16 protein-coding genes are annotated in these 18,022 nt (G+C 69.5%); 8 read left to right on the top strand and 8 right to left on the bottom strand.

Going from position 1 to position 18,022, the window contains the following annotated elements; all coding sequences use genetic code 11:
• The first annotated feature begins 3 nt into the window (after positions 1-3).
• A complete protein-coding gene (locus NGB36_RS02905) occupies positions 4-615 on the top strand; it encodes an SRPBCC family protein (protein ID WP_255918418.1) in 612 nt (203 codons plus the stop codon).
• 197 nt (positions 616-812) lie between these two features.
• On the opposite strand, the gene NGB36_RS02900 is transcribed toward NGB36_RS02905, so the two are convergent.
• The 4 genes from NGB36_RS02900 to NGB36_RS02885 are packed head-to-tail and all read right to left on the bottom strand — an operon-like array spanning position 813 to position 5,209.
• Positions 813-1,265: an SRPBCC family protein gene (locus NGB36_RS02900; protein ID WP_255918417.1), complete on the bottom strand. Its 453-nt coding sequence runs from the start codon at positions 1,263-1,265 to the stop codon at positions 813-815.
• Between the two features lie 46 nt (positions 1,266-1,311).
• Positions 1,312-3,129, bottom strand: a complete 1,818-nt coding sequence (locus NGB36_RS02895) for an ABC transporter ATP-binding protein (protein WP_255918416.1) — start codon at positions 3,127-3,129, stop codon at positions 1,312-1,314.
• Positions 3,126-4,250, bottom strand: coding sequence for a hypothetical protein (locus tag NGB36_RS02890; RefSeq protein WP_255918415.1), 1,125 nt, complete (start codon positions 4,248-4,250; stop codon positions 3,126-3,128). Before NGB36_RS02890 ends, NGB36_RS02895 begins: the two co-directional genes overlap by 4 nt.
• Positions 4,247-5,209: a DUF1611 domain-containing protein gene (locus NGB36_RS02885; protein WP_255918414.1), complete on the bottom strand. Its 963-nt coding sequence runs from the start codon at positions 5,207-5,209 to the stop codon at positions 4,247-4,249. Before NGB36_RS02885 ends, NGB36_RS02890 begins: the two co-directional genes overlap by 4 nt.
• Positions 5,210-5,689: 480 nt before the next feature.
• On the opposite strand from NGB36_RS02885, the gene NGB36_RS02880 reads away from it, so the two are divergent.
• From NGB36_RS02880 to NGB36_RS02870, 3 genes are all read left to right on the top strand, one after another.
• Positions 5,690-7,339 carry an APC family permease gene (locus NGB36_RS02880; protein WP_255918413.1) on the top strand — a complete coding sequence of 550 codons (1,650 nt, stop codon included), beginning with the start codon at positions 5,690-5,692 and terminating at the stop codon, positions 7,337-7,339.
• A gap of 110 nt (positions 7,340-7,449) precedes the next feature.
• Complete coding sequence (locus NGB36_RS02875) at positions 7,450-8,046, top strand: hypothetical protein (RefSeq protein ID WP_255918412.1); 597 nt, start codon at positions 7,450-7,452, stop codon at positions 8,044-8,046.
• A gap of 52 nt (positions 8,047-8,098) precedes the next feature.
• Positions 8,099-8,923 carry an LLM class F420-dependent oxidoreductase gene (locus tag NGB36_RS02870; RefSeq protein WP_255918411.1) on the top strand — a complete coding sequence of 275 codons (825 nt, stop codon included), beginning with the start codon at positions 8,099-8,101 and terminating at the stop codon, positions 8,921-8,923.
• 148 nt (positions 8,924-9,071) lie between these two features.
• Here the strand turns inward: NGB36_RS02870 and argJ are convergent, their stop codons facing one another.
• On the bottom strand, positions 9,072-10,247 hold the full coding sequence (gene argJ, locus NGB36_RS02865) for a bifunctional glutamate N-acetyltransferase/amino-acid acetyltransferase ArgJ (RefSeq protein ID WP_255918410.1): 1,176 nt from the start codon (positions 10,245-10,247) through the stop codon (positions 9,072-9,074).
• A 408-nt stretch (positions 10,248-10,655) separates the two neighbouring features.
• Here argJ and NGB36_RS02860 point away from each other — a divergent pair, with 408 nt between their 5' ends.
• The 3 genes from NGB36_RS02860 (at position 10,656) to NGB36_RS02850 (ending at position 14,205) form a co-directional block, all read left to right on the top strand.
• Positions 10,656-11,660 carry a chitinase gene (locus tag NGB36_RS02860; RefSeq protein ID WP_255918409.1) on the top strand — a complete coding sequence of 335 codons (1,005 nt, stop codon included), beginning with the start codon at positions 10,656-10,658 and terminating at the stop codon, positions 11,658-11,660.
• 644 nt (positions 11,661-12,304) lie between these two features.
• On the top strand, positions 12,305-12,979 hold the full coding sequence (locus tag NGB36_RS02855; protein WP_255918408.1) for a response regulator: 675 nt from the start codon (positions 12,305-12,307) through the stop codon (positions 12,977-12,979).
• Positions 12,980-13,050: 71 nt separating this feature from the next.
• On the top strand, positions 13,051-14,205 hold the full coding sequence (locus NGB36_RS02850) for a sensor histidine kinase (RefSeq protein WP_255918407.1): 1,155 nt from the start codon (positions 13,051-13,053) through the stop codon (positions 14,203-14,205).
• Positions 14,206-14,210: 5 nt separating this feature from the next.
• On the opposite strand, the gene NGB36_RS02845 is transcribed toward NGB36_RS02850, so the two are convergent.
• Complete coding sequence (locus tag NGB36_RS02845) at positions 14,211-14,414, bottom strand: potassium channel family protein (RefSeq protein WP_255918406.1); 204 nt, start codon at positions 14,412-14,414, stop codon at positions 14,211-14,213.
• Between the two features lie 400 nt (positions 14,415-14,814).
• The gene (locus tag NGB36_RS02840; RefSeq protein ID WP_255918405.1) at positions 14,815-15,819 is read right to left on the bottom strand and encodes an aldo/keto reductase family protein; all 1,005 of its coding nucleotides are present in this window, start codon (positions 15,817-15,819) and stop codon (positions 14,815-14,817) included.
• Between the two features lie 136 nt (positions 15,820-15,955).
• Here NGB36_RS02840 and NGB36_RS02835 point away from each other — a divergent pair, with 136 nt between their 5' ends.
• A complete protein-coding gene (locus tag NGB36_RS02835; protein ID WP_255918404.1) occupies positions 15,956-16,738 on the top strand; it encodes a L,D-transpeptidase family protein in 783 nt (260 codons plus the stop codon).
• A gap of 32 nt (positions 16,739-16,770) precedes the next feature.
• Here NGB36_RS02835 and NGB36_RS02830 read toward each other — a convergent pair whose 3' ends face one another.
• Positions 16,771-17,949: an NAD-dependent epimerase/dehydratase family protein gene (locus tag NGB36_RS02830; RefSeq protein WP_255918403.1), complete on the bottom strand. Its 1,179-nt coding sequence runs from the start codon at positions 17,947-17,949 to the stop codon at positions 16,771-16,773.
• Between the last annotated feature and the right edge of the window lie 73 nt (positions 17,950-18,022).

Raw genomic sequence — 18,022 nt, 5'->3', positions numbered from 1 at the left:
GGCATGGAGTTGCGCCACGAGTTCACCGTTCCGGTACCCGTCGAGGAGGCGTGGCAGGCGCTGCTCGACATCGAACGCGTCGCGCCGTGTATGCCGGGCGCGACCGTGGACGGCGTGGAGGGTGACGACGTCTCCGGTTCGGTGAAGGTGAAGGTCGGCCCGGTTACGCTCACATACCGCGGCACGGCGACGTTCACGAAGAAGGACGCGGACACGCACCGCCTGGTCCTGTCGGCACGCGGCAAGGAAATCCGCGGCCAGGGCACGGCAAAGGCCACGGTGACGGGGATGCTGCGCGAGCAGGACGGGGGCACGGCGGTCGCCGTCGTCACCGACCTGTCCGTCACCGGGCGCCCGGCGCAGTTCGGGCGCGGGGTCATGGCGGAGGTGAGCGACAAGCTGGTCGGCCGGTTCGCGGCGTGCCTCGCCGAGCAGTTCACCAGTCGACCGGAGCCGGAGGCGCAGACGCACGCCGAGCCCAGGCCCGAGCCCGAGCCCCTGGACCTCCTGCGCACGGCGGGCCCATCGGTCGCGAAGCGCGTGGCCGCGGCGGGGGTGTTGGTGGCACTGGCCGTCTTGGCCGTCGTGCTGGCACGGCGGCGGCACAGGCGCTGACGCACTGTACGGACGGCTGGCTAGGCCCGTACTTCGCAGGTCGCTGAAAAGGTTCGCCGCAGCGGCCTCTTGGCGTCCGAGAGCGACCAGGTCGGCCCCTTGTCGGCGGCTCCTGACCGATCCCGCCCGCCAGGCGATCGACTCCGACCTGTCGATCGTCACGATCGGGTGACCTGCGAAGTACGGGGCTAGGCTGGCTAGTCGCCGCTTTCCAGCAGCGCCTTCAGGTTACGGAGGCTGGCAGGAGCACCTTTCGCTGTCATCTTCCGGACGAGAGGCAGCAGCAGGACGCCGATCCCCTCACCCTCGAAGTCGAAGGTGAACGTGGCCCTCGATCCCGCGCCGTCGTCGACGGGCTCGACGCTGACACCCGCGTTCGGCCTGATCGGCCCGTCGACGCCATGAGCGGCCCAGCTACGAGAGGGGGTGACCTCCGTGATCTCCTGGGTCATCGTCCGCTCGGAACCACCGATCCGCCGGACGGTGGTGAATCGTGAGCCTTTGCCGTACGCGCCGTTCGGACCATCCCCCGCATTCCGTACGCTCACGACATCACGCTGCCACTCGGCGAACCGTGAGGGATCGGTGGCATACGCGAAGACCTCGCCCGGCGGCCGGGCGATCTCGATCGTGCACACGATGGATGACATCCCGCCTGCTCCTTGTCCTCGGCCGCTTAATTCATCATAGAGTGAATTATCTGCGGGGGACAGACCCGGCGCGACGAGACCACAAGGCTGCGGGATCCCCTCGCCGCGGCCGCTGCCCGTTGTGCGAGCCCGGCGACGGGCGCTCATGGCGCTCCGCGCCGTCGGCGGCGAGGTGGATGGTGCGGGTGGCCAGGCGGGTGAGGGCGGGCTGATGAGTCGTCATGATGACGGTGCGGCCCTCGACGAGGCGGCCGAGCGCCCGGATGACCAGCTCTTCGGCGTCGGTGTCCAGACCGGTGGTGGGCTCGTCCAGCAGCACGACGGGGGCGTCCGCGAGCAGGGCGCGCGCAATGGCGACGCGTTGGCGCTGTCCTCCGGACAGGCCGGTCCCGCGGTCGGTGAGCCGAGTGGCGAGGCCGTCGGGGAGGCGGTCGGTGAACTCGGTGACCAGGGCTGCCTGTGCCGCCCGGCTCACTTCGAGCGGGGTGGCGTCCGGCCGCGCGTAGCGGATGTTGTCGGCGAGGGTGCCGGAGAAGAGGAAGGTGTCCTGCAGCACCATCGCGACCTGGCTGTGCAGCCAGGAGGCGGGCAACTCGGTGACGGGCAGCCCGTCCAGCCGCAGATGGCCTCGAGTGGGTGGGTAGAGCCCGGCGATGAGGGAGAGCACGGTCGACTTGCCGGTCCCGTTGGGCCCGAGCAGGGCGACGCGGTCGCCGGCGTCGACGGTGAGGTCGAAGTGGCGCAGTACGGGCCCGCGGCCGTAGTCGAAGGTGATACCGCACAACTCGATCCGGCCGGTGAGGCGGTGGGGCAGCGGACGGTCAGGCGCGGCCGGCGCGGCCGGCTGGTCGAGGATGGCGGCGACGCGTTCCGCCGAGGCAGCGCCCTGGGGGAAGGTGATCGAGAGCCGGGAGAGCGACCGCATGGGCTTGACCATGTTGCTGAGGTAGCTGGTCACCACGACGAGAAGCCCGATCGTCCACCAGTGATGGAGGACGCCGAAGCCGCCCATCCACAGCAGCGCTGCAGTGCCCACGGCTGCGACGGCCTCCAGAAGCGGGGTGAAGCGGGCGCGCAGTTCGACCGCCTGCAGTCCGGCCGCGAGGGTGGCGTCGTTGCTGCTGGCGAAGCGGGCGTCGTGCAGGTCGTGGCGGCCGAAGACGTGGATGGTGCGGATGCCCTGCAGGGACTCGGCGACCTGGCTTGCCAGGTGTCCTTCGGCGGCGCGGCGTCGGCGTTGTGACTGGCGGGTGAGCCTGGTGTAGCGGGCGGCGGTGGCGAAGACCAGTGGGGCTCCCGCGATCGCGATCAGTCCCAGCCGCCAGTCGACCCAGAGGATGACGGTGGCGTAGCCGGCGACGGCCAGCAGCCCGGGCAGCAGGGTGGAGAACAGGTCGACCAGCGCATCCTCGATGCGGCTGGTGTCGATCGATATGCGGCTGGTCAGCTCCCCCACCGCCTGCCGGTCGTGGTAGCTCATGGGGAGCCGCTGCATATAGGCGAAGACGTCCGAGCGGATGGCCGCGGTGATGCGTTCCCCGGCGCCGTTCATCACCCGGTCGCCCAGGTAGTCGAAGGCGCCGGAGGCGAAGGTGATCAGCAACAAGGCGACGGCGGCCACGGTCATCATGGCGATCGGGGACTTCCCGACCACGGCGGCAAGGCCGGCTAGCGGGCCTCCGGTGCGCCCCCGCAGTACGTCGTCGATGACGAGCGCCAGTGGCCAGGGCGCCGCCAGATCGGCGATGAGCTCGGCGATGCGAAGCCCCACGCCGAGCAGGAGTGTGCCCAGGTGCGGGCGGCCGTAGGAGCGGAATCGCCACAGATGCCGCAGCAGCCCGAAGTCCCTCCGTCGGATCCTCATGGGTACACCGCCCTTGCCGGATCCGCCTGTGCCCGGTCCGCCCTTGCCAGGTGCGCGCGAGCCGCGTCGCGCAGCGTCGCGTTGCTCGCACCGGGGCGGATGCCGTGCTCGGCCATGGCGGCCAGGACCAGGGGCGCGAGCGCCGGGTCGGCGCGGGTGATAGCGGTCAGCAACCGGGAGAAGTGCCGGCGCTTGCGCAGCGCGTCCTCGGTCAGCGCCGCGGCGTCGTCGTCCGCCGACTCCAGGCCCCGCAGCAGCGCGGCGTCAAAACGTGCCGCATCGACACCGGCGGCGGCAACCCGCTCACGCGCCGACCAGCACGCGGAGGCCCACACGGTGCCGTCGGCGTGCGGATCCTGGTCGTGCCCGCCCCTGAACTGAGCCATTGTCCAGCGGGGGTGCAGCTTGCGCCGCCGCTGGTCCCACTCGGCGATGAAGCCACGGTGCCAGGCGTAGATGTCCGGGGTGCCCAGCAGGATGGCGGTGATGGCGTCCGCCGTGCCCTCGTCGATGGCGGTCTTCCCGTTGCTCTGACTCGTCGCAGGGCGAAGCCGGTTGAGGCGGAAGTCCGCAGTGTGGCGGCAGATGTGGTGGCCCACCTCGTGACAGATGATCGCGCAGTTGTGCGCGGGGACGTTGAAGTAGCGGTCTGCGCCCGGCATGGTGATGAATCCCGCACCGCCGCCCAGATGGACCTCGCCGTCCGCGCTGACATCGGGTGGCTCCTCACCCTCGGATGACGGAGCGGGAAGCCGGTAGTGGCCGCCGTGCCAGTGGCGGGGCTGGTCGTGCATCCCGATTCTGATCACCAGGCGGGGAAGGCTGCGGCCCAGCACGGCGGCGGCGAACCGCAACGCGCGCTGTGCGTGGAAGGCGGTGTTGGCGACGCCGAAGGCTCTGGCCTGCCGTTCCGCAGCGGGATCGGCCAGGGGCCCGCCCCCGGCGGCCGGATCGAATGTCATCGCGGCGCCGTCCAGCAGGTACCCACTGCGCTCGTCCCTGACGGTGACCTCCGGCAGCACCAGCTCCGCCGGGTTCACCTCGATCACATCGAGGGCTGCCTCCGCCAACCGTCCGGGCCCCGCTCGCCCGTCCGGCAGATACACCAACGCCGGAATCATGCGACAGCATCTCCGCAGCGGGAGGCGCCGGCTTGCGAGAAGTCCCAGGGGGCCGCCCGTCTCCCCGGCCCCGGCAGCAGATCCACCGCGCCGCCGTCCACCAGTTGCGCGGGGGAGACCACGTCCAGACCGGTGGCGGCGTGTGCCTCCTCGGAGGCGAGGGGGCTGGCCGTCACCAGACCGCTGATCGCGCGGACGTCGACCCCCAGGCCGTCCAGGATGGCCACCCCGGCCACCGCGTCCAGTGCGTTGGCCGCCGTCAGCACGACACCGTCCGCGTAATGCGGCAGGCACTCCGCGAGCGCGCGCGTCTCGGACTGCAGGAGCCCATCGGCGATCTCCAGGACCACCACGTCCGCGCCGTCGTCGACGAGGGCGTCACGAATGGCGACGGCCGTGGTCCGTAGACGCCCGATGGGATGCCCGAACGTCGAGGACATGCCGAAGTCGAGAAAATCGGCCACCGGGCCGGCGCCCGCGTCGACATACATCCAGCGGTCCTTGCCGCTGCCGGAACCGGTTACCTTACCCGCTCCGGGAGACAGCCCCGCTCGCGCCCAGCCGCGCACCAGGGCCGATGCCGTCGTCGTCTTGCCGGAGTTCATCGAGGAGCCGACGACCACCGTGGTCCCCCACTCCGCCGCCGCGTGCGGCGGAGCCGGCCGGGCGAAGTGCTCCACCGACAGCGGCCTTCCGGAGCGGTCGTCGAGCGCACCGATCACCTTCAGTTCGGTGGGCGGAAGACGGCGTGAGTGCGCGGAGGCGACCGTGCCCACCAGGCCCCCGGCGGTCAGCAGGTGCACATGGGGGCCGGTCGGCAGATAACCCTCGAAGAAGTCCGTGGCATACCGGTTGCCGTAGGCACCGACCACGATGTCATCGGGATACAGGCGGACGCGGCGGCCGTGCACGTCCTCCAGATGATCGTGTGCGCCCACCTTCACGACAGTGGCGACCACCAGATCACCCAGTCGTGGTCCGCGAACGAATCCGCCGGGCACGGTCCGATCGCGCTCGGTGACCCTGCGCGTGACGTAAGACCACTTTGCCGCAGCAAACCCCTTCATCACATGTACCTCGGGTGTGCGTTGTGGAAAAGGCCGACAACTGAGTGCACCCGCCTGCGTCACCAATGCACGGCCCAGACGTGGCCCGCCGCAGCCGGCCGCAGGGGCAAGAGAGTTGCGGACCGACCCCGCCATGGGGCTCTGCCTGTGGCTGTCGGTCCGCCGGCCGCTGTGGCGGCGGTCCCGGTTTCGTTGACAGGTGAACCCGTGGCAATGATCAGATATTCCGCGCGCCGTGAAAGGGGGCCGAGGGGTCCCCGTCGGGGGCCGACCAGCTCATCACGGACAGAGACTCATCACAGACGGACATGCGAGCCGACATGCGAGCCGCGCCCAGCGCCCCGAGGATGGGTGGGGAGAGCGGTAGCGCCCATGACGAAGACCAATGCGGCTGATGATGCAAGGGGTGCCGGGCTCGGACGGCTGCGCCGGGCGGTCGGCTTCTGGGGGCTGATGTTCATCTCCCTCGGGTCGATCATCGGGTCCGGCTGGCTGCTGGGCGCACTCACCACCGCCGTGATCGCCGGACCGGCGTCGCTCGTCTCCTGGGTGCTCGCCTCGGTGATGCTGGCCGTGCTCGCGCTCGTCCACGCGGAGCTGGGCGCCGCGTATCCCGTCGCGGGAGGCACCGCGCGGTTCCCCTTCTTCGCGTTCGGACCGGTCGTCGGCTTCACCGCGGGATGGATGTCGTGGCTGCGGTCGGTCCTGATCGCCCCGATCGAGGTCGAGGCCACGCTGTCGTACTGCGACCGCATCGGCTGGGTCCGTGACCAGGTCCGCATCCTCCACCCGGATGGCACTCTCACCGCCTGGGGACTTCTGATCGCAAGCTGCTTCATGCTGCTCTTCACGCTCATCAACATCGTCGGTGTAAAGCTGCTGGCAGCGACCAATTCGATCACCGTCGTCTTCAAGACGGCCGTGCCGCTGCTGACTGTGGCGGTTCTGCTCTCCCTCGTCTTCCACGCATCGAACTTCACCGCGGGCGGCGGCTTCGCGCCGTACGGGGCACACGGCGTCTTCGCCGCGCTGCCCGCCGGTGTGGTCTTCGCCTTCCTCGGCTTCGAGCAGGCGATTCAACTGGCAGGTGAGGCACGCGACCCGCAGCGGGACGTCTCCCGGGCGGTGATCGTCGCCATGGCCATCGGCACCGCAGTCTATCTGCTGCTGGAGATCGCCTTCATCGCCGCACTCGATCCGGCGGCGGTCGCCCACGGCTGGGCCAACCCCGTCGGGAAGGGCGACTTCGGCCCGTACGCCACGCTGGCGACCGCCGTGGGAGCGGGATGGCTGGCGAGCATCCTCTACGTCGACGCGGTCGTCTCTCCGGCCGGCACCGGCCTGGTCTACCTGGCCGGTGCCACCCGCCTGGCCTACGCCATGGGACGCGAGCAGCTGCTGCCCAGGCCCATGGCCCGGGTCAGCCGCCGCGGCATTCCGGTCGTCTCCGTCCTCCTCGCCTTCGTGGTCGGCGAGATCGCCTTCCTGCCGTTCCCCAGCTGGAAGGCGCTGGTGAGCCTGGTGACCTCTGCCGCCGCGGTGATGTACGCGTACGCGCCGGTGGCTTTGTACGCCCTGAGGGTGCGGGACGGGGACAGGCCGCGCCCGTACCGCCTTCCCGCCTGGCGCGTGCTGGGCCCGGCGGGGTTCGTCTTCGCCGATCTGATCTTCTACTGGTCCGGGTACGAGGCGGACTGGAAGCTGGGGTTCACGATCGTGCTCGGCCTCGCCGTCTTCGCCGGGAGCAGGCTCGCCACCCCGGCGACCGAGCGCAGGGCGCTGCGCTGGAGGCCGGCCCTGTGGGTGTGGCCCTGGCTCGCCGGGCTGGTCCTCATCGGCCGGTTCGGTCGCTACGGCGGTGTCCGATCCCTCCCGGAGTGGTGGGATCTGCTGATCGTGATCGTCTTCAGTCTGGTCATCTACTACGCCGCGGTGCGGATGGCGGTGAGCGCTGACGCGGTGGACGCCGCCGTCACCGCCGAGGCGGAGGGCGAATCCGAGCCGCGCCCTCCGGCCGCCTGATCCGGTCACCGTCAAATGCCGCCCGTTCGGGTGGCTTTGGCGTATGCGTTCGCGACGATGCGCGCGCCGGGCGGCAGCGGCGGCCAGCCCGTTGATAGAGGTACACCGATATGAACATCGTAGCCGTGGACCAACCGCTGCCCCGATTCACCGACCTGCTGCGCCCCCACGCCCGGGTGCGCGACACCCCGGCAGTTGCGGCGCGCCGGGCGCAGGCCGCAGCGGCGGACCCCTGGTCGTGCCCTGAACGTCAGCACAGTTACCGCTTTGCGCACCGCGTGCTGCGGGACCGGGCGCTGGAGGTGCCGTACCGGCTGCTCGCCGCCGCACGTGACGGGCGCGAGCAGGCCGTCCTCGCACGGATGTGGGCGGCCGCGGCCGACGAGACCGCGCCGCGGCGGCAGCGTCAGGCCGAGGGCCTCGGCGCGAGGACGGTCGGGAACGGGATGCTGCTGGTCACCCTCCCCGAGCCGCTCCATCCCGGCGAGGCCTACTGCGCACTCGTCGCCGCACGGCCCAAACGTGCAGTCCGCTATCTGCTGCTGGAGCGCGCCCCGGCCGATCCGGCCGTGGGCGGCTACCACTTGAGGGCGGTACTCACCGAGTGGACGCCCGGCGGCGTCCACCGGCACCATCACCGGCTGCCCGCCGACGACACCGCGTTCCTCGGTGCCGTCGACGCTCTCCTCGATCCGGCGCAGAAGTGATGGACTGTCATCATCCAACGAAATCCGCCATCCAGCTGCCGGAGGAGCAGACGTGAAATTCGGGATCGCGACGTTCATCACCGATCAGGGCATCGGACCGGCCGCGCTCGGGCGCGCAGTGGAGGAACGCTCGTTCGACTCACTCTTCATCGCGGAGCACACCCACATCCCCGTGGAGCGCCGCTCCCCCTACCCCGGCGGCGGCGAGCTGCCGGAGATCTACTACCGCACGCTCGACCCGTTCGTCGCGCTCACCGCAGCCGCGACCGTCACCGAGCGGCTGCTGGTCGGCACCGGGATCGCGCTGGTGGCGCAGCGCGATCCGATCGTGACGGCTAAGGAGGTGGCCTCCCTCGACCTGGTCTCCAACGGCCGTGCCATTTTCGGCATCGGTGTCGGCTGGAACCGGGAGGAGATGGAGAACCACGGCACCAATCCGGCGACCCGGGGGCGGCTGGTCAACGAGCGGCTGCGCGCCATGCGCGAACTGTGGATGAAGGAACAGGCGGAATTCCATGGGGAGTTCGTCGACTTCGATCCCGTTTACGCCTGGCCCAAGCCGGTGCAGCGGCCGCACCCGCCGATCTATGTCGGCGGCGGCGAGGCGGCGTTCCCGCGGATCGCGGAGCTGGGAGACGCCTGGCTTGCCAACAGCCTGCCGCCCGACACGCTCGGCCCGTTGATCGAGCAGATGCGCAAGACGGCGGGCCGTGACGTGCCGGTGACGGTGTATGGGGTGTCCGGCAAGCCGGAGGTGATCGAGGGCTATGCGCAGCTGGACGTCGAGCGGCTGTGCCTCTACCTGCCGACCAAGCCGGAAGGCGAAACCCTCGACGTGCTCGACCGGCTGGCCGAAGTCGCCGCCCGGTTCCGCTGACCCGAGGGTTCCTGCGGCACCGGGACGGGGGTGAGGGCGACGGCCGGCGGAAACAGTCCCTGGCCGCCGGCGCTTTGCCGACGGTGCCGGTCGCCGTGTCGAGCGGAACCCGGGACGGGATGAAGCAGGGCTCCGGAACGGGTCTCCATCACGTCGTGTAGTCCGCGTTGACACGGACGTAGTCGGCGGACAGGTCGCAGCCGTAGACCGTGGCTTCGCCCTTCCCGAGGCCGAGCGTGATGACGATGTCGACCTCGTCCCTCCGCATGACGGCGGTGAGCGCGTCGAGGGTGTCGGCCGCGGGCTCTTCGGGGTACACCTCGATGTCGCCGAACCTGACGGTGACATCGCCCGGGGTGATGTCGGTGTCGTCGGTGTTCTTGCCGATGGCCATCAGGACGCGCCCCCAGTTGGGGTCGGCTCCGTGGACGGCCGTCTTGACCAGCGGGGAGTTCACCACGCTTTTGGCGATGCGCTTGGCTTGCCCGTGGTCGGCGGCCTGACCGACCGTGACACGCAGGAGTTTGGTGGCGCCTTCGCCGTCACTGGCCAGTTGCCGGGTGAGGTCGAGACACAGGTCGTAGAGGGCGGCGGAGAACTCTGCCGGATCGACCGGTCCGGTCGCGCCGTTGGCGATGACGGCCACGGTGTCGGAGGTGGAGGTGTCGGTGTCGACGCTCAGGCAGTTGAACGTGCGATTCACCGCTGCGCGCAGTGCGCCGTCCAATCCGTCCGGGGAGATCTCCGCGTCGGTGAAGACATAGGCCAGCATGGTGGCCATATTGGGCTCCAGCATGCCGACGCCCTTGGCGACACCGACGAGGCGGGTCCGGCCGACCGTGCGGGCCGCGGTCTTCGGCCGGGTATCGGTGGTCATCATCGCCCGGGCCACATCGAGTGGTCCGGCGTCGAACGCCGTGAGAGCGCCCTCGGCGGCCGCGTCGAAATGCGCACGGATCGTGTCCATCGGCAGCGGCCGTCCGATGACGCCGGTGGAGCCGATGAGCACCTCGCCGTCCGGTATGCCCAGCATCCCGGCGACCCGGCGGACGACCTCGGCGGCGTTCTCGGCGCCCTGCCGCCCGGTGGCCACGTTCGCGTTCTGGGCCAGGGTCGTCACCGCACGCAGGCCCCGCCCCGCGGCGTGGGTTCGGCTGAGCACCACGGCCGGGCCTGCGAAGAGGCTCTTGGTGAACATGGCGGCACTGACCGACGGACGATCCGACGCGACGACCGATATGTCGTCGCCGTGCTCGCGCAGTCCGCCGTGCCCGGTGTATGCGCGGAATCCGGTCGGCCACCTCAATGAATAGTCATTCGACATGCCGCATATATTTCCCACGGGAGCGCCAGCCGTCCACCGACTTTTCATGCCCGGCCGTGCCGCGGGCCGTAGCCGGCTACCCCAACTCGGTGAGCGGCTCGGCGAATACCGTGCCCAAAGGCCGCAGCCCCCGGGAGACCCCGATCAGCCGTCCGCCGCGGTCGTTGCGCGACCGCCTGCCGGCCCGCCACCGATTGCTGCTGCCGCTGCTGGATCCTTGTTGCGCGGGGTTTTCAGCCTCACCCTCTTCCGCTCCGCTCCCGAAGACCCCCAATGACCCCGTCCTGTCATACCAGTTGACGCGGACGAAGTCTCGGCACCACCCTTGACGCCACACTTGGTCTAGTCCATTGTCTTGACTGTACAGCGTCAACACTGATCAACGCTGACCGAAAGGACAGACCAGGCATGAGGCGACGTCCCCCCACCTCGACACGTCACCCGATCACACGCCCCAAGGCCGCTGCGGGCCTCGCAGCCGCGGCGATCGCAGTCGTGGCCGCGGCCACGGCGACGACCACCCCCGCAGCGGCGGCGGGCGCCGGCACGTTCGCGCCCTACACCGACATGTCCAACTCCCAGGAATCGCAGCTGGATACCGCCATCACCCAGCACGGGGTGAAGACCTTCACCGCCGGCTTCGTCATCGGCAGCGGATGCAACCAGATATGGGGCGACACCGAGCCTGTGGGCTCCGACCCCTACACCGACCCGGAGATCAGCAAGGCCAAGTCCGAGGGCGCCTCCGTCATCGTCTCCTCCGGCGGTGCGGCCGGTGAGCCGCTCGCCTGGACGTGTACGGACCAGAGCGCGATCGACTCCGGCTACCAGAAGATCATCAACGCATACGGCACCACGTCGCTCGACTTCGACGTCGAGGGCGCCGCGGTCGCCGACACCGCTGCCGCGACCCGCAACTTCACCGCGATGAAAGACCTTCAGGCGGCCAACCCCGGCCTGACCTTCTCGGTGACGCTTCCCGTGCTCCCCAGCGGTCTCACCTCGGACGGCGTCAACATCCTCAAGGCCGCCAAGGACGCCGGAGTGAAGATCGACACCGTCAACATCATGACGATGGACTACTACCAGGGCTCCCAGGACATGGGGCAGGCCGCCATCCAGGCGGCGCAGAGCACCCTCGCCCAGATGCAGTCCGTCGACTCCAGCTACAGCTACGCCAACCTCGGCATCACCCCCATGGTCGGCGTCAATGACGACGGTTCGACGTTCACCCTCGACAACGCCTCGGCGGTGGAGAGCTGGGCCGCGAGCAACGGCGTGGGACGCCTGTCGTTCTGGTCGGTCAACCGTGACCAGGCGTGCTCCGGAGGGTCGGGCGGGGCCGCATCGCCCACCTGCAGCGGCGTGTCGCAGAACCCGCTCGCGTTCACCGACGCGTTCGCCGGCTTCTGACCGGCTCCGCCCGTCCCTCTTTTCCGGTTCCCCCACCAGGCTGCCGGGGCGGGGATGCACGCATCCCCGCCCCGGTTCCTGGCCTGGCACCCCCGCCGCCCGCCGCCGGATCCGCCCTGCGCGTGGGGGGATATGGCGTACCGCGACGCAAAGGCGGGTTGCCGCGCCACTGCCGATCGGGCTGCCCGTCGGCTGGTCGACAACACTGCCAGCGCCCGGTACCCGCAAACACCCACCGGTCGGCGGTATCTGCACCCCCTTCAGGGGGTGATCCGCCGGACCGCTCCCGACAGTGCGTCAATCCTCAACCCAGCAACAGGCAGGCGCAGGCGCCGCCTACGACGGCGACCACTGCGGCGAACAGCGTCACGACGGACGGGTTGCGCAGCATCGGATCCCCCTTTCCCTCACTGATCGTGACCATGAGCGAATGGTGCTGCCGCATTCCGGCCGCACGGCACCCCTGCTGGGAGGGAATGGCCACCTCTGCCGGGGGGATCTCGTCGGAACGCACCCTTGACTGACCGCATACGGGCCACTACGGAACTGCTCTTCTCGGGCGATTCGGGCTGCGGTAGCGTCGCGCACAGCCTTTCGCAAGGTTGTTCACACGCAGGCCAGAGAACAAAGACGGGAAACGTCCTATGACCCCAGCGGAAGCAACCCCCCGTCTGAGGGTACTGATCGTCGACGACGAGGCCCTGATCCGCTCAGGGCTCGCCATGATCCTCGGCTCGGCCCCCGACATCACCGTCGTCGCGACCTGCGGGGGTGCGGAGGCGGTGTCGGCGGTCCGGGAGACGCGGCCGCACGTCGTCCTGCTCGACGTCCGGATGCCCGACGTCGACGGCCTCACCGTGCTGCGCCGCCTCAGACAACTGTCGCGTCCGCCTCAAGTGGCCATCCTGACCACGTTCGACACCGATGAATACCTGGGTGAGGCGTTGCGGCTCGGCGCGGCCGGCTTCCTGCTCAAGGACACCGATCCCGACGTGCTGGTGCGGTCCGTTCGCGCGGTGGCGACCGGCGCGGGGTGCCTGTCCTCCTCCGTTGTACGGCGGCTGCAGCAGCACCGTCCGCCGGCGGCGGCAACGCAGGCCGCAAAGGCGGTCAGTGAGCTGACGCCGCGCGAGCGCGAGGTGCTCGCCTACGTCGGCGAGGGGCTGTCCAACGCCGAGATCGGCGCCCGCATGCACATAGGGGTCGCCACCGTGAAGGACTACGTCAAGGCCGTGGTGTCCAAGTTGGGGGTGGCCAACCGCATCCAGGCCGCGGTGCTGGCGGACCGAGTGGGACTGGTCGGGGAGGGGCGGCCGTGACGGCGGCATGGCCGGCGGCGCGAGGGTCGCGGGAGCCACGGAAGTCACGAGAGTCGCGAAGGTCGCAAACATTGCAAAACAGCCAGAATGCGACATTTCTCAACTTTCTTTGGCAGACCCATGCGCGCTGGCAACTGTGGGTCATCGACGTCGCCATCGTCGCTCTCGCCGGCCTCGACGCCGTGCTCAACCTCCCTGCTCGCGACTGGCACTTCACCGTCTCCCTCGCCGCCGCCGGCGTGCTGGTCCTCCGGCGACGCATCCCCCTCACCGTCCTGCTGGCGACGCTCCCCGGCCTCTACGCCGGCAACGCGCTCATCGCGGCCATGGCCGCGGCGTACACGGTCGCCAGGACCGGCCGCCCGATGCTCCACAAGGTGCTCGCCACGCTCGCGGTGATCGTTGGAGCGTTCATCCCCTGGCCCATCAGCGCCTTCGCCAAGGAGTCCGTCAGCGACATCACCCAACAGCTGATCTACGCGGTGCTGCTGGGGACCGGGCCTGTGGTGCTCGGCCTGCTCGCTCAGACGAGGAAGGACCTGTCGGCCCGGGTCGCCGAACTGGCCACGCTCCGCGACCACGAACGCGCCCTGCACGCCCAGACCGTCATCGCCAAGGAACGGGCGCGCATCGCCCGCGAGATGCACGACGTGGTCTCCCACCAGGCAGGGCTGATCGCCGTCCAGGCGGGCGCGCTGGAGATCACCGCGCGCGACCCCGAGGTCAAGCAGGTCGCGGGCACGCTGCGCGGACTGGCCGTCGCCACCCTGGAGGAACTGCGCAGCATGATCCTGGTGCTGCGCGCGGCCGGTGCGGGCCCGACGGAGCTCGCCCCGCAGCCCACGCTCGCCGATCTGCCCGGTCTGGTCGCCGCCTCCGAGGTCGACGCGACGCTCACGATCGATGGCGCGGACGGCAGAAGCCTCCCCGAACCGGTGGAAAGGACCGCATACCGCACGGTGCAGGAGGCGTTGACCAACGTCCGCAAGCATGCGCCGGGGGCAGCCACAGCCGTGACGGTCGAGGTCGACGACGATGCGCTGCGCGTGTGCGTACGCAACGGGCCGCCCGACGTCCACACCCCGCACCCCGACCTGCCGGGCGGCGAGCACGGCCTGGTGGGCCTGAGCGAACGCGCGAGCCTGCTCGGCGGGACGCTGACGGCGGGGCCGGACACCGACGGGGGATTCGTCGTCCGTCTCCACCTGCGGCTCACCACGCCCTGACGCGCTCAGCCGCCGCCGCTGTCCCGACGCCGCAGGCCCGCCTTCATCGCCATGACGACGACGCGTGCGGCGACCCCCACCAGCAGCAGACCGCCGAACATCTGCACCGTCGTCACGATGCGGGCGGCCTGCGTGACGGCGGTGATGTCCCCGAACCCGGCCGTGGTGAACACAGTCATCGAGAGATACAGGGCATCGATCCTGGTCATCGGCTGAGCTAACGCGCCGGGATCACCCCGTTCCATGACGTATTAGGCCGTGGCGAAGAACAGCAGGAACAGCGGCAGCACCGTGCCGAGCAACTCGACCGCGCGTGCACCGGGTAGCGGGAGTGGGCGATCGCATGGATCTGGAGGGCGAAGACCGCCACCGCCCCGAGAAAGGCGAGCAGCAGGATGACCGCTGATCCGACGGTCATCCTGCGGTCCATGGGGATCACGTAGTACACGACCACCAGACCGGCGGAGATCAGCAGCAGTCACAGTGTCGCGAGCGCCGCCCGTCACCATTGCCGTGAACCGAATTACCCGAGTTCGCCCACCTTTGCCATTCCTGCATCGAATGCCGCGCCCGATCGTCATTCCCCGAGCGAGGATTGTCTGCGTCACCTCACGGACGCTGCGCGGGCGTCTGCGCATGGGTCTGCAGCGGGTCGGTGACGGCGACCGGCGCGAGGATCTCCTCGATGCGCGCCATCAGCCCGGGGTCAAGCCGCACCCCTGAGGCCTTGGCGTTCTCGCCGACCTGCTCGGGGCGGGACGCCCCGACGATCGCGGCGGAGACGTTCGGGTTCTGCAGCGTCCAGGCGACGGCGAGCTGCGCGAGCGTGAGCCCTGCCTCTGCCGCGAGCGGGTGCAGCAGCTGGACTCGTTCCAGCACCTCGTCACGGAGGAAGCGGCGGATGAAGTTGGCGCCGCCCTTGTCGTCCGTGGCGCGCGATCCGGCGGGCGGCTGCGCGCCCGGCAGGTACTTGCCGGTGAGCACGCCCTGCGCGATCGGCGACCATACGATCTGGCCGATCCCCAGCTCCTCGCAGGCGGGCACCACTTCCGCCTCGATGACACGCCAGAGCATCGAGTACTGCGGCTGGCTGGAGACAAGCGGGATCCGCAGTTCACGGGCAAGCGCGTGGGCGCGGCGGATCTGGTCCGCCGTCCACTCCGAGACGCCGATGTAGTGGGCCTTGCCGGAGTGCACCACGTCAGCGAAGGCCTCCATGGTCTCTTCGAGCGGGGTGAAACGGTCGTAGCGGTGGGCCTGGTAGAGGTCGACGTAGTCGGTCTGCAGCCGGCGCAGTGACCCGTCGATCGACTCCATGATGTGCTTGCGCGACAGGCCGCGGTCGTTCCTGCCGGGCCCGGTCGGCCAGTAGACCTTGGTGAAGATCTCCAGGCCCGCGCGGCGCTCGCCCTTCAACGCCCGGCCGAGCACCGCCTCCGCGCGGGTCTCGGCATAGACGTCGGCGGTGTCGAACGTGGTGATCCCGGCGTCGAGAGCCGCACGCACGCAGGCGGTCGCCGCCTCCTCCTCCACCTGGGATCCGTGGGTGAGCCAATTGCCGTAGGCGATCTCGCTGATGAGCAGGCCGCTGCTGCCAAGGTGACGGTATTCCATGAACGTTCAATCTAGTTGCGGAACCTACCGGCGGGAAACACCGACTTTCCCTGCACCCGCACGGTGCGATGCTGTGGCAGGTATCACGTACTCCAAGTGCCAACCAAGGGCTGGGTAAGCACTATCAAGAACAGATATGAAGGTACGCACCGCACGAGGCGCAGCCCTGTCGGGTACGGCGCTTCTCCTCGCCCTGTCCGCCGTCGGGTGCACCCAGGCGTTCGGCAAGGCACCCGTCGAGGTGTCCAAGGACACCTCGACCAACGCCACCACGGCCGCCACCACGGCCGCGTCGGCGCCCCCCTCCGCTTCACCGTCCGACCCGAGCAGCAACTATCCGCCGGGTATAGGGGCGTCGACGGCTCGTCACATCCCCTCCGTGACACGCCAGATACTCCTGGTCACCGGGGCCGGCCCGAGCTCCTCGGACTCCACGGCCGTGCTCTACCAGCGCACCGACGACGGCGACTGGCAGGCGCAGGGCTCGTGGACGGCCCACAACGCGCTGCACGGCTGGACCGCCGACCACCACGAAGGCGACCTGCGCTCCCCCGAAGGGGTGTTCACGCTCACCGACGCGGGCGGTCTGCTCCCCGATCCCGGTTCACGACTCCCCTACCACCAGTCCTACCGGTTCACCGACCCCGGCACCGGATTCGAGGGCGAACCGCTCGACGGGGTCTTCGACTACGTGATCGCCATCAACTACAACCGCGTGCCGGGCACGTCCCCGCTGGACCCGCGCAAGCCGGAGGGGGACTCGCACGGCGGCGGCATCTGGCTCCACCTCGACCACGGCGGCCCCTCCCACGGCTGCGTGACCCTGCCGCGCGTCGCCATGCTCACGCTGCTGCGCACCCTCGACCCAGCGCAGCACCCGGTGATCGTCATGGGTGACAAGGACGCGCTGGAGAGTTGACCGGACGTCCGGCCGCCGCACTCACCCGGCACTCACCCGGCCGTCACCGGATTGCTCGTGCGGCGCCAGTCGACGTACGGGCGGAGCGCGGCGGGGTCGACGCGGTCCTTGTACTGTTCGACGATGGCGTACATGGAGCCGATCAGCGTGTCCGACAGCAGGTGCGGCTTCAGGCCGAGTTCGACGAGGCGGGTGTGGACCACGTTGTAGTAGTGGTCGCAGACCTCGACCCTGGGGTTGTCGAGATGGACGATCTCCACTCCGCCGGGGTAGGTGTCGGCCACCGTCTTCGCTATCGCGGTCAGCGACAGTGACTGGGTCATCTGATTGAAGACCCGGAACTCACCGCGGTCGGCGGGGTTCTCACAGGCGATCCTGATGCATTCGACGGTGTCCCTGATGTCGATCAGCCCCCTGGTCTGGGTGCCCGAGCCGTACACCGTCAGCGGCTCGCCCACCGCCGCCTGGATGACGAAGCGATTGAGGACGGTGCCGAAGACGGCCTCGTAGTCGAACCGGGTGGCCAGTCGCGGGTCGCGTGCCGTCTGCTCGGTCTGCTGCCCGTAGACGATGCCCTGGTTGAGGTCGGTTGCCCTGATACCCCAGGCACGGCAGGCGAACTCGATGTTGTGGCTGTCGTGGACCTTGGACAGGTGGTAGAAGGAACCGGGCCGCTTGGGGTAGAGCATGCGGTCGGTGCGGCCCTTGTGGGTGATGTCGATCCAGCCTTCTTCGATGTCGATGTTCGGCTGCCCGTACTCGCCCATCGTGCCGAGCTTGACCAGGTGGATGTCGCGGTCGGCGTCGGCTATGGCGTAGAGCAGGTTGAGCGTGCCGACGACGTTGTTGGTCTGGGTGTAGACCGCGTGCTTGCGGTCGATCATCGAGTACGGTGCGGCGCGCTGCTCGGCGAAGTGGACGACGGCGTCCGGCCTGAACTCCCTGAGCGTCGAGGTCGTGAAGTCGGCATCGCACAGGTCCCCGACGTAACAGGAAATCTCCTTGCCGGTGAGTTCACGCCAGGCCCGTGTCCTGACCGGCATGGGCTCGATCGGCACCAGGCTCTCGACGCCGAGCTCATGGTCGTAGCCGCGGCGTGCAAAGTTGTCGACGATGCCGACCTCATGGCCCCGGTCCGAGAGGTACAGCGCCGTCGGCCAGCCCAGGTAGCCGTCTCCGCCCAGTACGAGGATGCGCATTCGGGTTCCCATCGCTTGGTCTTCAACCGACGTCATACAGCCGAGGCAGACTCGGCACCGACCCAGGTGTATCTCGGTTCTATGA

This window comes from Streptomyces humicola (assembly GCF_024436035.1).
Lineage (GTDB): Bacteria > Actinomycetota > Actinomycetes > Streptomycetales > Streptomycetaceae > Streptantibioticus_B > Streptantibioticus_B humicola.
The sequence above is the reverse complement of the archived record's forward strand: the minus strand, read 5'-3'. Positions and strand labels throughout refer to the sequence as shown.

Coding starts and splice junctions, on each gene's coding strand:
- NGB36_RS02905 (WP_255918418.1), top strand. CDS start 4: ATGGAGTTGCGCCACGAGTTCACCGTTCCGGTACCCGTCGAGGAGGCG.
- NGB36_RS02900 (WP_255918417.1), bottom strand. CDS start 1,265: ATGTCATCCATCGTGTGCACGATCGAGATCGCCCGGCCGCCGGGCGAG.
- NGB36_RS02895 (WP_255918416.1), bottom strand. CDS start 3,129: ATGAGGATCCGACGGAGGGACTTCGGGCTGCTGCGGCATCTGTGGCGA.
- NGB36_RS02890 (WP_255918415.1), bottom strand. CDS start 4,250: ATGATTCCGGCGTTGGTGTATCTGCCGGACGGGCGAGCGGGGCCCGGA.
- NGB36_RS02880 (WP_255918413.1), top strand. CDS start 5,690: ATGACGAAGACCAATGCGGCTGATGATGCAAGGGGTGCCGGGCTCGGA.
- NGB36_RS02875 (WP_255918412.1), top strand. CDS start 7,450: ATGAACATCGTAGCCGTGGACCAACCGCTGCCCCGATTCACCGACCTG.
- argJ (WP_255918410.1), bottom strand. CDS start 10,247: ATGTCGAATGACTATTCATTGAGGTGGCCGACCGGATTCCGCGCATAC.
- NGB36_RS02860 (WP_255918409.1), top strand. CDS start 10,656: ATGAGGCGACGTCCCCCCACCTCGACACGTCACCCGATCACACGCCCC.
- NGB36_RS02855 (WP_255918408.1), top strand. CDS start 12,305: ATGACCCCAGCGGAAGCAACCCCCCGTCTGAGGGTACTGATCGTCGAC.
- NGB36_RS02845 (WP_255918406.1), bottom strand. CDS start 14,414: ATGACCAGGATCGATGCCCTGTATCTCTCGATGACTGTGTTCACCACG.
- NGB36_RS02840 (WP_255918405.1), bottom strand. CDS start 15,819: ATGGAATACCGTCACCTTGGCAGCAGCGGCCTGCTCATCAGCGAGATC.
- NGB36_RS02835 (WP_255918404.1), top strand. CDS start 15,956: ATGAAGGTACGCACCGCACGAGGCGCAGCCCTGTCGGGTACGGCGCTT.
- NGB36_RS02830 (WP_255918403.1), bottom strand. CDS start 17,949: ATGGGAACCCGAATGCGCATCCTCGTACTGGGCGGAGACGGCTACCTG.